The organism is Limibacter armeniacum, from assembly GCF_036880985.1.
GTDB lineage: Bacteria > Bacteroidota > Bacteroidia > Cytophagales > Flammeovirgaceae > Limibacter > Limibacter armeniacum.
The window spans coordinates 2921716-2936829 of sequence record NZ_JBAJNO010000009.1 but is presented as its reverse complement, the minus strand read 5'-3'; the positions used below and the strand labels follow the sequence as shown (position 1 = coordinate 2936829).

Genomic DNA, 15114 nt, shown 5'->3' with positions numbered 1-15114 from the left:
ATTGAGTCAGTTTTATAATACATGAAAAATAAGTAACACTATATTTAGCTCCTAAAATTTGGGCTAGTTCTTCAGCAGAAAACCGTATGGTTTCCACTGTTGGTTTATTGTCTTAGCTATTAATGACACCGAAAGTTAAGTTGCAGCAGCAAAAGGATTTCCCAATGTTAATTTATAATAAGGCAAGTTCTAACTAAACATCAATTAGAACCTGCCTCCATTAGCAATACCTTATTTCTTATGGAATACGGCACTTACCCAATTTAGCCTCTCCTTATGAGATTCATAAACTAGCCCGTACTCCGCTGCCTTCTCTTTTATAACAGGCAAATCCTCTGTATAAAATCCACTTAGTAATAGTGTCGCCTGTGGCTTTAACATACCTGCATAAATCCCCATCTCATTTAACAGAACGTTACGGTTGATATTAGCCAATACGATATCATAACTATCTTTTTTGGGCATGTCCGTCACTGTTCCTACTGTAACATTGATGTCTATCCCATTGATTGCTGCATTTTCCAATGCATTCTCTACTGACCAGTCTTCAATATCACAAGCATCTACAGAAGTCGCTCCAAGTTTTTTAGCCATTACAGCCAAAATACCCGTACCACAACCCAGATCCGCAACCACTTTATCCTGATGATCAATTTCAAGTTGGTTAAGCAGCATCAGCGTCGTTGTAGAATGATGCCCTGTACCAAATGACATTTTAGGAGTGATCACAATCTCGTGTTTGTACTCCTTGTCAGGTTGATGAAACGATGCTCTGATCAGCAAATCATCGGAAATCACCACAGGTTCATAATTACTCTCCCAAAGCTTGTTCCAATTTTGCTTTTCAACTTCCTTAAATGAATAAGATATCTGGTCTTCAAAGAAGGAAATAGTGTCTTTGAACTCATTTTCATCAAAAAGATGCTGCTCTATAGAAGCCTCAAACCCTTCGTCATTTTCTAAAAAAGAGTCAAAACCAATACCTCCCAATACAGCTTGCAACACCTCTTTGAGTTCCTCGCTACACTTTACATCTAATGCGATATATTCCATATAATCAATTTGTTTGTAAACGCTTTGTCAATCCCATTTTATTAAACTTGACAAATATACAAAAAGCGACATCAGCGAAATGTTAACCTGAAACCTTATATCAATTCAACCGTGTTTTTCGGTGCTTCTTATTTTTAGAAACGAAAAAAGCAGCGAACATTTCCTGTCCGCTGCTCTATTCATTTTAATTATGCCTTATCAGTCTTAGTAAGACTTCGTGATATCAATAAAATCTCTAGATGCCAATGAAGCACCACCGATCAATCCACCATCTACATCAGCGTTAGCAAACAGCTCTGGTGCATTCGTTGGTTTTGCACTTCCTCCATAAAGGATAGAAATCTCATCCGCTACTTCCTGACCGTATTTAGAAGCCAACATGTCACGGATATCTTTGTGCATTTCCTGAGCTTGATCACTTGATGCCGTTTTACCTGTACCAATTGCCCAAACTGGCTCATAAGCAATCACCACTTTCTTAAAGTCCTCAGCAGACAAGTGGTAAAGACTTTCTTCCAGTTGCTTAGATACTACTTCTTTCTGTTTTCCAGCTTCTCTTTCGCTCAATACTTCTCCTACACAGAAAATTGGAGCCATTCCATTAGCCAATACAGCATCTACTTTCTTTGCAAGTTCCTCATGTGTTTCCTTGAAGTACTCTCTTCTTTCACTGTGGCCCAAAATCACATAGTCTACACCAAATGACTTCAGCATAGGTGCTGAAATCTCACCAGTGAAAGCTCCTTTTGGCTCAAAGTAGCAGTTTTGAGCAGCAACAAATACATTGGATGCATTTCCTACCAATGATTTCACACCGCTTAAGTGGATGAAAGGCACACCCATAATCACTGTAACGTCAGATGGAGTCTCGTCTTTAGCCATGTTCACTACCTCTGAAGCAAGTTTCAGTGCATCATCCTTCAGGGTATTCATCTTCCAGTTACCAGCTACTATTTTCTTTCTCATGTCTGTAGTTTGATTTTTTATCGAATTATGTTGGTTCCGAATTTTTAGGAAGGCTAAATATAGGCATTGCCAATGTGGGCGAGAAATGAGTAAAGTCACTTATGGATTTTCCCAATTTGGAATTAGGAATGACTATTTGACGCAATCAATACCTAAAAACAGTAATTATCCTCCTTTTAGGCCTTTAAAAAGCTTTCTTCTTTAGACTGTATTTAAATATTATTTAAGCATTCTTATTTCCGAACTCTCTTCCCAATATGAGAAAAGCTCCAGAAATGTCCCTTCTATATGATTTGTACTTCTCTAACAAGGTGACTGTATTATTCCAAAATTAAGGTTGAATTAACAAGAAAATCATTATACAAAACTAAGATCACACAAATTAGGTCTCTTATATGTATAAAGCCTAACCACAAACACTACTAGATTTACTTTCAACCAATTCAATTCTACTTTACACACAATTCAATTACTTCCATCTAACCAATTCAAGATTACACAACACTATCATTCTAAAATTAATCACCAGCTATGAATCATCCGGTAAAAACACCGGATGATTTTTTTATTTAGCTAATTCTACTCAGTTGGTTTCCTGTTTAGCAAACCTTGCCTGTTGTGCCTTGATGATCGCATGTTCAGGTAATGTCAAATCAGGATCCTCTCCTAAAATTTTCTCAGCCAACTCCCTGACCTTTCAACATCTCTCAAATTTGTTATTGGGCTTTCAAAGTATCTGTACAACAAAGTTGAAAGTCCAATTGTCATTCCCCAGTAAAGAGTATAGTTCAATAGTAGTCCTAGCCAAGTCCCTCTAAATAGTATAGGTAAATCTATCAACGGAAGTATGTAGCCCATCACAATAGAAAGATTTAACACATACATCGAATAAGAAATTAAACTTATGTTGGTTATCCATTTACCTAGAATACTAGTATTACTTTTCCAATTACTCAAAAAAGGAAGTAGGCAAAGCGTTGCCAGTGCATATATCGTGAAATAAAAAACACACTTAAACACTCCATACGTCTGTACTGTCAACTCATTTGCTTTTAATAGAGTAAAAAGTATCATAGAAACCAGAAGTAGTTGTTTCTTATATCTGTCCCAAAGGTTTTTGTGATAGTATTGGAAGTAAGCGCCTAATACTCCAAATGTAATTCCATCCAAACGGGTAAATACCTGTTTTCGAAATATCAAGTCCCAATCAGTTATATTTTTAACATCTACTACCAAGTAACGTTCGTATCTAAAAACTAATGGAACAACTATAAAAATTAGGATCGTTAATAAAATTGTACGCTGTAATGGTAGTTTTATCAAACGCATTACAAGCATGGATAAAGGAATCAAAAAGTAAAACCATTCTTCAACACATAAACTCCACGCTTCTGCAAAGAAAGTAGGATGCTCCTGCCAAAGATTCTGAGCAAACAAAAAATATCGCTTATGTACAAGTACAGAAAAGTTTGGATTCTTCCACTTTTCTAACCCTATTAATATAAAAAGGATTAAGAAATAATTAGGTAATGTACGAAACCACCTTCTTCTCCAAAATAGAAATATGTCTCCTATACTTACCTTACCCTGAACAAACATACGAATCAAAAGACCTCCTATTAAAAAGCCACTCAACACAAAAAAAATAGCTACGCCTTCAAAAAGAATTGCATTCTGAATGTGATACAGCTTATTACCTAGCAGTCCCATTCCATGTTTGAGTACTACTAAAATAATGGCCAATGCTCTCAAAAAATCCAATCCGAATACCCTTTCATTATAAATAAAGGCTCCAGATAAGTTAGATTTGGTTTTCACTAGGATTAAATATTTTCAAATGGGATTTAAAAAGTGGTCTTTAGCTAATTCTACTCCAGTTGGTTTCCCGTTTAGCAAATCTTGCCTGTTGTGCCTTGATGATCGCATGTTCAGGTAATGTCAAATCAGGATCCTCTTCTAAAATTTTCTCAGCCAATTTTCGGGCATCTTGTAGTACGGTTGCATCTTTCGATATATCGGCAAACTTTAGGTTCAAAATACCGCTCTGTTGTGTTCCCTCTATATCTCCCGGACCTCTCAGTTTTAAGTCTGCATCTGCTATCTCAAAACCATTATTGGTACGACACATTGTCTCCAACCTGAACTTACCATCCTTACTCAGCTTTTTACCTGTCATTAGGATACAATAAGATTGTTCTGCTCCTCGTCCTACTCTACCACGTAACTGATGCAGCTGAGCTAAGCCAAATTTTTCTGCATTCTCAATGACCATCACAGAGGCATTCGGAACATTTACCCCTACTTCAATTACAGTAGTGGCAACCATAATTTTGGTTTCACCTTTGACAAACCTTTGCATCTCAAAGTCTTTATCCTCAGGTTTCATCCTACCATGTACAATACTTACAGGCATCCCTGGAAATGCTCTGCAAATACTTTCATAACCATCCATCAGGTTTTTGTAGTCCAGCTTTTCCGATTCTTCAATCAGTGGATAAACTACATAAACCTGTCTACCCTTTTCGATCTCTTCCTTCATAAAACCAAAAACCCGAAGACGGTTAGCGTCCGTACGATGTGTAGTCACAATTGGTTTACGCCCAGCTGGCAGCTCGTCAATTACAGAAACATCTAAGTCCCCATAAACTGTCATGGCTAATGTTCTTGGGATTGGGGTTGCTGTCATCACCAGAATATGTGGTGGAGCCAAACTGGTTTTCTTCCAAAGTGCTGCACGCTGTGCTACGCCAAAGCGATGTTGTTCATCAATTACGCAAAGTCCCAAATTCTGAAAATCTACTTTGTCTTCAATCAAGGCATGTGTACCGACGATAATTTTCAACTCTCCACTTCTAAGCTGCTCATCGATCAAACGCCTTTCTTTTGCTTTTGTAGACCCAGTAAGCAATGCAATCGAGACACCTATTTTATCAGCATGTTCTTTTAGTCCTACATAATGCTGTTGCGAAAGAATTTCCGTTGGAGCCATCAAACAGGCTTGCGCCCCATTATCAATCGCCATTAGCATACAAATAAATGCTACGATGGTTTTACCACTTCCTACATCTCCCTGAAGCAAACGATTCATTTGAAAACCTGACTTCATATCTTCAAATATCTCGCGCACTACTCGTTTTTGGGCACCAGTCAGGTCAAAAGGGAGGTGATTATCATAAAACTCTTTAAGTGTTGGAATCTTGCCAAATACCTGCCCTCGAAACTTTTCTGTTTTCTTGCCCATCTTAGTCGCCATCAGTTTAAGTTGCATAAAAAACAGCTCCTCAAACTTTAGCCTCTCCTGCGCCTGATTCAGTAAGTCTGGATCTTTTGGAAAGTGGGCATAAACAACTGCCAATTTCTTAGGCAAAAAATGGTACTCATTGAGTAAATATTCAGGCAGCGTTTCCTGAATGTGTTCATATGTATTCTTGAGCAGCGTCAACATCAAAGTACTAATACCTTTACTGTCCAAGCGTTTTACCTTCATCTTCTCTGAGGTATGGTAGACAGGTGTCAGTTTCCCTTCCAGTTTTGTTTCAGCAGTAATTAGCTCCATCTCAGGGTGCGAGATCGAGAACTTGTAACCAAATCGCTGTGGCTTTCCAAAAACAATATAGCTTACCCCTTCCTGTATCTGCTTATCAACCCACTTACCTCCTTTAAACCAAACAAGCTCTAACACCCCTGTATCATCTCTTAGCTGCGCTGTAAGCCTTTTTCCTTTTCCTTCACCAACAAATTCCTTACGGGTAATTCGCCCTTTGATTTGTACATAAGGCAAATCATCCTCTATCTCATCTATCTTGTAAAATTTGGTGCGGTCTTCATGCCTGAAAGGATAATGCGCGATCAAGTCTCCGAAATTGAAAATACTCAACTCCGTATTCAGCAAAGCCGCTTTTTGTGGACCAACCCCTTTGAGGTATTCTACTTTGGTAGAGAAGATATTGTTATTACTCAAGGTCAAGAAATTTGTATTCTAGTAAAATCAAAACAAAATGTCACCTACTTGACAAAAATAATAACAATTTCTAAAAAAAATGGTGATTTTTTTGGCGTGAAAATCAGAACTTGAAAGGAACATTTGTAACTGGAGCAAAAAAATCCTGTTTAAAATGATGAGGTGGAACTCCTGTGACTCTTGGTAGCTTTCTGTAAGCATTAGCATTTTTTACCGCACGTATTACTGGATAAGTTATCCAAATGGACAATAAAATGATCAATGAGACTCTTTGAAATTTAGCAATACGTTCATAAAGACCGCTTATTGAAAACATAAAAACAAAGAATATCAACCCAAATACAGGTGACATAAAGCGTTCAACCTCTTGAATATCAATTGCACACTTCTTATATACACCTGCTAAAATATAAAGTCCTACATAACACAGAATCACGGATGATAAGACAGAAATAAATTTATTTTTTTTGTTTTGTATTATTCCCACCACTAGAACACATACCATCACAGTTATAAATGCGATAATATAAAACCCGTTTCCGAGATAAGGAAGTATACCAACAGGCATAAACCATCTAGCCATTACCTCTCCATAATTACGTAGAATGTATAATAAAAATGTCCAACTGAAGGTTGCAGACTCTCTACTCTCCATACCACCTACTCTGGTATAAATCAGCCAGCACAAAACCCCTGATAAGGAAATTACGACACTCAACAATAGCATTTTCCAGTGCCTTTTCAATAATTTTTGTTCCGTAATACTTAAGGCAATTCCAACTCCTAAAAAAACAAATAATCCTGCAAATCGCTGCAATGGCATTAAAAACCCAAAAATTGTTATCAGAATCAAGTATTTAGATGATGGTTTTTTCAAGAAATTATTTAAAGAATAGAGATATGATGTTAATAAGAATATAAAAAATGGCTCTGACCAAATAAACTTCCCTACTAGTAGATAAGGTATAGAAAATGTCACAATTAAAGCATAGAAATATACGATAGGGTTTCGACTATTTTTAATCGTATTTATGAACCACTTAACTAATAAAAAAACTGTACTTAAAAGAGAAAAATAATTAAGTAGCATCACCCCTTCCATTGTATTTCTTGCTATATAAGCTAATAGAATTGGGAATAGTGGTGGCCAATAGACAAAAAGTTCATCATTGGACTTCATCATTACTCCACTTTCCAAAAAGCTATGTGATGCAATCAAATACTCATAAGAATCAAAGCTTAGACTCAATCCGTTACTTCCTAGTAGAGCATAAAGCATTGTAAATGCTAACATCACTAGTAGATAAACTACATATTTATTCCACATCTTTATATATTTGAAGTACACTCTACACCTTCTGAATACTAACTAACTTAAAATACTTTACATTATAGAAACCTAAATTTCGTATATATTATTACTTATTTAAGTATGCCTAACTAAAACATTTACATGATAAAGTATCGAAATCTAATTTCTTAGTAAACCCAACAATAAGCCTTTCATCTTTTTAGCTTTTTTCACTAAGTACCCAAAGTTATCAATACACACTCCCATATATAAATGCCTCTCAGCTCCAAAACTCCTATAGTAGCGTCCCTGTGAAAGGATATCTCCACCCTTAAAATCTAATATTAGAGAAGTCTCTGAGTATTTTTTAATAACACTATCTAAAAGAAATGTCATGCTTTCATGTTCATATCCTTTTGAGGAAGATGCTCCAAATAGGTATACTATTTTATTCTTAAACTTGACAAAGAAAGCTGTAGCTAATGGCTCTTCATTTGGCCCCATTACTATATAATACTCTCCAACACCTCTCTGATAGAGATTATTTATTAATTTCTCTATAAATTGTATCTGATAAGGTAGAAAGCCTTCAATCTTTGGCGCTACATTTTCATTAAAAAGAGAAAGCAGAATATCTGCCCGTGGATAATCAGTCAGCCATTGACAACGTCTTAGGCTTTTTTTTAAGGCACTTTTTCTCCCTTTACTATACCTTTTTCTGATTTCCTTATACGGTTGGTTTAATTCTAAATAATGAGTGCAAGTACTTATTGTGTCAAAATACTGAAGTGAACTATTACTATTCTCCACATTAAATTGATATAGAGCCACATATTTCTGTTTTGATAACCATGCAATAAAATGAACCTCCACATCACTGCCTTTTATAGAAAAAAAGCCTAACTGGTCACACATTGGGTCCTGATGAATATACCTAATACCATATTTTTTCCTAACGTGAAAAGGCATAACTGATATATAGTTTCCTTCACCTTCCTCAATGAGGGCATCCCAAGTATGCTCACAGGCATCTAAATACCATGACATTGCATAAATTACAAACTGACTTGAATCACAAATACACTTATCCCACTTTTCACGATCTATCTCTTCATTTTTATAATATCGTATCATAATTCAATACTATAGTAATCCTGTATACTCCCTCTACCTTCATATCCTTCTTTATAATGTATCAGGCTATGATTTAAGTATTGTCCTTGCTTTTCACAAGAGTGTCCGAAGTCAAATACCTTGTCACATTGCTGAATTAATTCATCAAATAATAAATCTAACGCACCTACTTTTCTTCCTTCTTCGCTATTTGTTATATATTGAGTATGGATTACATTTTCAGTTACAAACTGTAATACTCCTGCCAAAATGCTTTGATCCATCAAAGCCAAGTTAAGTTTAATATTTTCAGGAAAAAGTCTTGACAGTCGTGTTATTTCCTCAACTGAATGTGTAGGTACCGTTTTATACCGATCCTCTAACTGTTTTTCTAAAATTCCCCAAAAAGTGTTGTATTCTTGACTGTCTGTCAAAATAGATACTCCAGCTTTTTTTGCTTGCTTTATATTTCTTCTTCTATTTTCACTGTACCTGACCTTACCACCTGAAAGAATGGTAGTTGATAAATCTCTCCTCACCAGTTTTGCACCAAACCTAAAAAGTGCATAAAGGTCTTCTTCTGCTAGGCTTGTATGGTAAATATGTGGAACAGGTTTATAAAGCAATTCTTTTACCCCCTGCTTTTTTAGGTGTTCCAATAGTATTTCAAATACCTCAAGCATCTTGGTCGCAGTCATGCTTTTGCCATATAGAAATCCTCCAAAGGATAAACCTCCATGGCTTTCATACCTATCCCCCCTTATATTACCTGGAAGTACCGTTAGCAACTTATTTTTATAGTAAAAAAGCAATGAATGATCCTCAAACCTCTCTTTGTGGTAATCCATATACCTACGGTCAAATAAGAAATGACTTTGAGAACATTTCTTAACAAACCGATTCCATTCCTCTTCAAATTGTGACGTATAACGAACGAGTGTTATATTGCTTTCTTGCATAGCTATAAATGGATGTCAAACCACTGATTTTCATGCCGATTTTGTGTTTCGGAATATGAATAAAATATGTTAGATTTGAAAATTTCCATTATTGTAGCATCACCCTTGCTCCACTGAAGGAGTAAGTTTCTTAACGATTGAGCGTGCCGTAACATGAAAGTTTCAACCCGCATCCCTTTTCAGATTGTCTACTCGCTATTTGATCACCAATACCTTGGTTACTTATTCGAGTCCTTTGCTGTACAGCTTGACCACAAAAACAAGCTTACGCTTCAGCATCAGAATATTTCAAGCCAGAATGCTCATGAGTTTGACCGCAAGCTTGATGACGCAGACTATGAACTTATTCAACTGATAGATGATATACAGCAAGATGCAGTGTTGAAAAAATTTGGCCCCAAAAATAAAAAAATGACAGCAGAACGCTTCTTTCTGTCTGTCTATGATGACCAAAAAGGGGATAAAACTTTACAAGAGGCTATTCATCAATATTTGGAAGAGAAGCGGGCTAAAATTCTCTCATTGCTCTACGGCAAGATGGTGTTTGAAATGGGGAATGATGGGGAACCTACAGCCAAAACTATTAGGGTAAATCAGGAAAAAGCCAATATCCGCTTTATCCTACATCGAAACTCAGAAAACACGCACTACTTCCCTCATATTTCTTATCGTGGAGAAAGGGTAGAAAACCTTCATCACCGCAATGCTATTCTGCTTTGTGCCAACCCAGCTTGGATTGTGATGGACGGACAACTTCTTACATTTGAACAAGATATTGACGGGAATAAGTTAAGACCATTCCTAAGCAAAAAATTCATTGCTATTCCTAAGAAAATTGAGGATAGCTATTACGATAAATTTGTCAAACACCTAATAGAAGACTTTGAAGTAGAAGCCCGTGGAGAAGGACTGAAGATTCAGCATATTGATCACCTTCCTCCACAAGCCAAACTGCACTTCGCAATGGTCTCGACCACTACCAACACCTTATTTGACTCTGGTAAAAAAGAAGAGGTACTGGACGAAAAAGTGACCTTCTCTTTAGACTTCTATTATGGTAAATACAGCGCAGGTGCCTCATCAGCAGGAAAGCCTTCTTATGTGGAGCTCACCAAAACGGCTGATGGTTTTACTTTCTGTCAGGTCAAACGAGACATTGGCTTTGAACATGATTGTATCAAGTTGCTTCAAGAGCTTGGTATGGATATCTACAGAGGCAAGTCTACAATGCCCAAACAAAAGGCGTTTTCGTGGTTAGCAGAGCATCGTGATACATTGGCTGAAGAAGGTATTGAAGTACATCAGCGTACCAAGGGCGAAAAACAGTACTTTGTCGGTAACTCTTCTATTAACCTTGAAATTCGGGAAAACCATGACTGGTTTGATATCCACGCTAAAGTCATGTTTGGACCTTTCGAAGTATCTTTCCTTGAAATCCGTAAGCTGATTGTAGCAGGCAAAAACGAATTTACGTTACCAAACGGCGAAATTGCGGTCATCCCTGACTCTTGGTTCACAAAGTATTATGACCTTTTCCATTTTATGGAAAATGGCTCAGAGCACCGTCTCAAGAAACATCACCTTGCTGTTGTCCAAGAACTTCAGGAAGGCGCCCTAGCAAGAGTTTCTTTCAATAGAAAACTCGAAAAACTAAAGGATTTTGAGAAGATTGATGATTTCGCTATTCCTGACGGCTTTGAAGGACAATTACGTCCATACCAAAAAGCTGGCTACAACTGGATGAACTTCTTGAGTGAATATAACTTTGGTGGTTGTTTGGCAGACGATATGGGTCTGGGTAAAACGGTTCAGACCTTAGCAATGCTTCAGAATGAAAAAGAAAATAGTGAAGGACGTACTACTTCTTTACTGATTATGCCGACTTCCCTGCTCTATAACTGGGAGATGGAAGCTAAAAAGTTTACGCCTAACCTAAAAGTCCTCAATTATACCGGTACAAACCGTAATAAAAATCCTGAAATATTTGGTTGGTATGACCTTGTCATTACCTCATACGGGATTGCCCGTATAGACGTCGATATACTAGAAAAATTCTATTTCAATTATATTATTCTTGATGAGTCTCAGACTATCAAGAACCCCAATTCGAATATTGCCAAAGCTGTCAAGAAGCTTAAATCAAAGAAACGACTAATCCTGACTGGTACTCCAATTGAGAATACTACGATGGACCTTTGGTCGCAAATGAGTTTTGTCAACCCTGGATTACTAGGTAGTCAAAGCTTTTTCAAACGGGAGTTTCTTTTACCTATTGAAAAGAAGAATGATGAGGCCAAGTACCGTAAGCTTCATAGCATTATAAAACCGTTTATTCTGCGAAGACACAAGTCACAAGTTGCCACAGAGCTTCCTGGAAAAGTAGAAAAAGTACATTACAGTACGATGACTGACGAGCAGCAGAAAGTCTATGAGGCTACCAAGTCATCTTACAGAAACGAAATTCTAGAGCATATTGAAGATAATGGATTGAACGGCTCTCAACTGATGCTATTAAAAGGTTTGACAGAGCTTAGACAATTGGCCAATCACCCTAAAATGCTCAACGAGGAATATGAAGGGTCTTCAGGAAAACTGGATGATGTCATTCAGACATTGGACAATGTATTGGCTAACGATCACAAAATCCTAATCTTTAGCCAGTTTGTGAAACACCTTCAGATCGTCAAGAAACATCTTGAGAAGAAGCGTATTCCATTTTCATACTTAGATGGTTCCACAAAAGACAGGCAATCTGAGGTCAATCAGTTCCAAAATGACCCTAGAAGACAGGTTTTCCTGATCTCCTTAAAAGCCGGTGGCTTGGGGCTCAACCTTACAGCGGCTGACTATGTATTTATACTTGACCCTTGGTGGAACCCTGCCATTGAAGCGCAGGCAGTTGACAGGGCACATAGAATTGGACAGGAGAATAAGGTCTTTATCTACAAATTCATTTCAAAAGACACTGTGGAAGAGAAGATTCTTGCACTACAGAAAAGTAAAATGGATCTAGCCAACAGCTTAATCTCAACAGAAGAAAGCTTTATGAAAAAGCTGACGAAAGAAGATATTGAGGCACTTTTTGAATAAGAGAAATGAAACAAAATACTTGAGATATATTAGATTTTTCTAAAAATAAAAGGCTGTACAGTTTCAAACCGTACAGCCTTTTTTATTTAAAACCTTATGTCTAGTGTCTTCTATCTAATTCGCAAATATCCTGTAGATATCATTACCAAAGGCAAAGACCATTAAGGCAAGTAACAGTACCATACCTACTTGTTGAGCTCCTGTCAGGAACCTTTGCGAAGGTTTGTGACCTGTTACAATCTCGTAAGTCAGGAATACAACATGTCCACCATCCAAAGCAGGAATTGGTAACAGGTTCATAAATGCCAATACCATAGACAACATACCTGTGATCTTCCAGAACTGTACCCAATCCCAAGTACCACTGAAGATATTAGCAATTCCAATCGGACCGCTAATTGACTTGGTAGCCGATACTTCACCTTTGAAAATCTTGTTGAAAGCTTTCAGTTGAATAAGAATTACATCAAATGCTTCTCGTGTTCCTTTTGGAATTGATTGCCCCAACGTAAAGGTATTTACTGATGGATTTAGCAACCATTCTGGCTCAAAGCCCAAAAGTCCATCGTCTCCTACCTGAGCATTAAGCGTCACAGGTTCAGTAGTCCCTTCATGGATAACCTTCAGTGTGATTCCTTTACCAGTATTACTGATCAAGCTATCACGAAACTCACGGAAGTATTCAACAGGCACTCCGTTAATTCCTACGATCTTATCTCCATCTTCCAACCCTGCTTTCATTGCATTAGAGCCTTGTCTTACCCTTTTCACTTTAAAAGGTGCTCTTAGTGAGATAAAGTCTTTCTGCTCACTGAACTGCTCCATAAAGTCTGGTGGTAATGGGATCTTCAACTCTTTACCATCTCTCAGCACTGTATAGTAACTGTTCTGCTCAAGGATATAGTTAGGGTTCAGAACATCAGCAAAGTTTTCAATTGTAATACCATTTACAGCAATAATCTTATCGCCGTCACGGAAACCTAAATCCTCTGCAAATTCTGATGCATAGATACCATATTTGTTCACTTCATCAACTGAGTAGTATTTTTCTCCATTGATATAAACCAGCATGGTAAACACTACAATACCTGTGATGACATTCATAATAATACCTCCCAGCATCACGATCAGCCGTTGCCACGCAGGCTTTGAACGGAATTCCCATGGCTGCGGCTCACTCTCCATCTGCTTCATATCCATGGACTCATCAATCATTCCTGAGATTTTAACAAAACCTCCAAGCGGAATAGATCCTAAGCCATACTCCGTTTCACCCCATTTGAAGCTGAACACTTTTGGGGGAAACCCAATAAAGAACTTCTCTGCACGCATGCCAAAAGCCTTAGCAGCCAACAGGTGTCCCAACTCGTGAATACCCACCAAAATTGAAAGCCCCAACAACATTTGGGCAACCTTTACTAATACTTCCATTCTGTTTTTGTTCTGTGTTTGATTAAGCCTGTCTCAACATAGTAGTTAAGCCAAGACTGTTTATCTTAAAACTTCTTTAGCCAGTCTTCTTGTTTCCTTATCTGTTGCAATATAATCTTCCAATGTTGGAGTTCCGACATATGTAACTTGATTCATGCAAGTTTCATTCAGTTCTGCCAGTTGTAAGAAAGTGATTTCATCTTTCAAGAAACGAGCAACTGCCACCTCATTTGCTGCATTCAAGATACATGGCATATTACCGCCACGATCCAAAGCGTCAAATGCAAGTTGGAGATTTCTGAATGTCTTCATATCAGGTTGCTCAAATGTCAGGTTTGGATAGTCCATAAAGCTGAAACGCTCAAAGTCTGACTTCAATCGCTCAGGATACCCTAATGCGTATTGAATTGGCAACTTCATATCCGGCAAACCCAACTGTGCCTTGATACTGCCATCTTCAAACTGAACCAATGAGTGAATGATAGACTGAGGGTGAACCACTACATCTATTTGGGAAGGGGTCAGGTCAAACAACCACTTTGCCTCAATTACTTCCAACCCTTTATTCATCAAAGAAGCCGAGTCAATCGTAATCTTGGCTCCCATATCCCAGTTTGGGTGTTTAAGTGCCTGTTCTTTCGTAACTGTCAGCAACTCCTCACGTGTTCTCCCCCTAAAAGGTCCTCCAGAAGCTGTCAAGATGATTTTCTCTATTGGGTTATGAGCCTCTCCTACCAAGCATTGGTATATAGCTGAATGCTCTGAATCTACAGGATAAATCTGCACTCCCTTTTTTGCAGCCAAAGCCATCACTAATTCACCAGCCACAACCAGTGTTTCCTTATTAGCTAATGCTATATCCTTTCCTGCCTCAATAGCAGTCAGGGTTGGTCTCAGACCAGCATAACCCACAAGAGCCGTCAGTACCATGGAAGACTCGCACGCTTGCATAGCCTCCACCAAGGCTTCCTCACCAGCCATTACCGTGATCTCCAAATCACTTAATGCCTGCTTTAATTCTGTATATTTTGCACTGTTCCCTATAACGACAAAAGCAGGCTGAAACTCCCTGCTCTGCTCAATCAATAAAGAAACATTGTTACCTGCCGTCAGTACTTCTACTTCAAACCTGTCAGGGTTTGCCCTGACCACCTCCAATGCTTGCGTTCCAATTGAGCCCGTAGAGCCTAGGATCGCGATCTTCTTCTTAGTCATACAACACTCAAAAAATTGCAAAGATGTTTTTCCTT

General features: G+C 37.8%; 10 protein-coding genes. 1 reads left to right on the top strand and 9 read right to left on the bottom strand.

What is annotated here, in order from left to right; translation table 11 throughout:
- Window positions 1–231 precede the first annotated feature (231 nt).
- The 7 genes from prmA to V6R21_RS29900 form a co-directional block, all read right to left on the bottom strand.
- A complete protein-coding gene (gene prmA / locus V6R21_RS29930) occupies window positions 232–1053 on the bottom strand; it encodes a 50S ribosomal protein L11 methyltransferase (RefSeq protein ID WP_334247169.1) in 822 nt (273 codons plus the stop codon).
- A gap of 204 nt (window positions 1054–1257) precedes the next feature.
- Window positions 1258–2019, bottom strand: a complete 762-nt coding sequence (tpiA, locus tag V6R21_RS29925) for a triose-phosphate isomerase (RefSeq protein ID WP_334247168.1) — start codon at window positions 2017–2019, stop codon at window positions 1258–1260.
- 666 nt (window positions 2020–2685) lie between these two features.
- Window positions 2686–3837, bottom strand: a complete 1152-nt coding sequence (locus tag V6R21_RS29920) for an acyltransferase family protein (RefSeq protein WP_334247167.1) — start codon at window positions 3835–3837, stop codon at window positions 2686–2688.
- A 40-nt stretch (window positions 3838–3877) separates the two neighbouring features.
- Window positions 3878–5980: an ATP-dependent DNA helicase RecG gene (gene recG / locus V6R21_RS29915; protein ID WP_334247166.1), complete on the bottom strand. Its 2103-nt coding sequence runs from the start codon at window positions 5978–5980 to the stop codon at window positions 3878–3880.
- Window positions 5981–6083: 103 nt separating this feature from the next.
- Complete coding sequence (locus V6R21_RS29910) at window positions 6084–7307, bottom strand: hypothetical protein (RefSeq protein WP_334247165.1); 1224 nt, start codon at window positions 7305–7307, stop codon at window positions 6084–6086.
- 144 nt (window positions 7308–7451) lie between these two features.
- Entirely contained in the window at window positions 7452–8405 is a 954-nt protein-coding gene (locus V6R21_RS29905; protein ID WP_334247164.1) for a hypothetical protein, read from the bottom strand.
- Window positions 8402–9067, bottom strand: coding sequence for a GNAT family N-acetyltransferase (locus tag V6R21_RS29900; RefSeq protein WP_334247163.1), 666 nt, complete (start codon window positions 9065–9067; stop codon window positions 8402–8404). Before V6R21_RS29900 ends, V6R21_RS29905 begins: the two co-directional genes overlap by 4 nt.
- Before the next feature lie 429 nt (window positions 9068–9496).
- Here V6R21_RS29900 and V6R21_RS29895 point away from each other — a divergent pair, with 429 nt between their 5' ends.
- Window positions 9497–12433 carry a DEAD/DEAH box helicase gene (locus V6R21_RS29895; protein WP_334247162.1) on the top strand — a complete coding sequence of 979 codons (2937 nt, stop codon included), beginning with the start codon at window positions 9497–9499 and terminating at the stop codon, window positions 12431–12433.
- Window positions 12434–12547: 114 nt separating this feature from the next.
- On the opposite strand, the gene rseP is transcribed toward V6R21_RS29895, so the two are convergent.
- Both rseP and V6R21_RS29885 read right to left on the bottom strand, forming a co-directional pair.
- A complete protein-coding gene (rseP, locus tag V6R21_RS29890) occupies window positions 12548–13864 on the bottom strand; it encodes an RIP metalloprotease RseP (RefSeq protein ID WP_334247161.1) in 1317 nt (438 codons plus the stop codon).
- A gap of 60 nt (window positions 13865–13924) precedes the next feature.
- Window positions 13925–15079, bottom strand: a complete 1155-nt coding sequence (locus V6R21_RS29885) for a 1-deoxy-D-xylulose-5-phosphate reductoisomerase (RefSeq protein WP_334247160.1) — start codon at window positions 15077–15079, stop codon at window positions 13925–13927.
- Window positions 15080–15114: the final 35 nt, after the last annotated feature.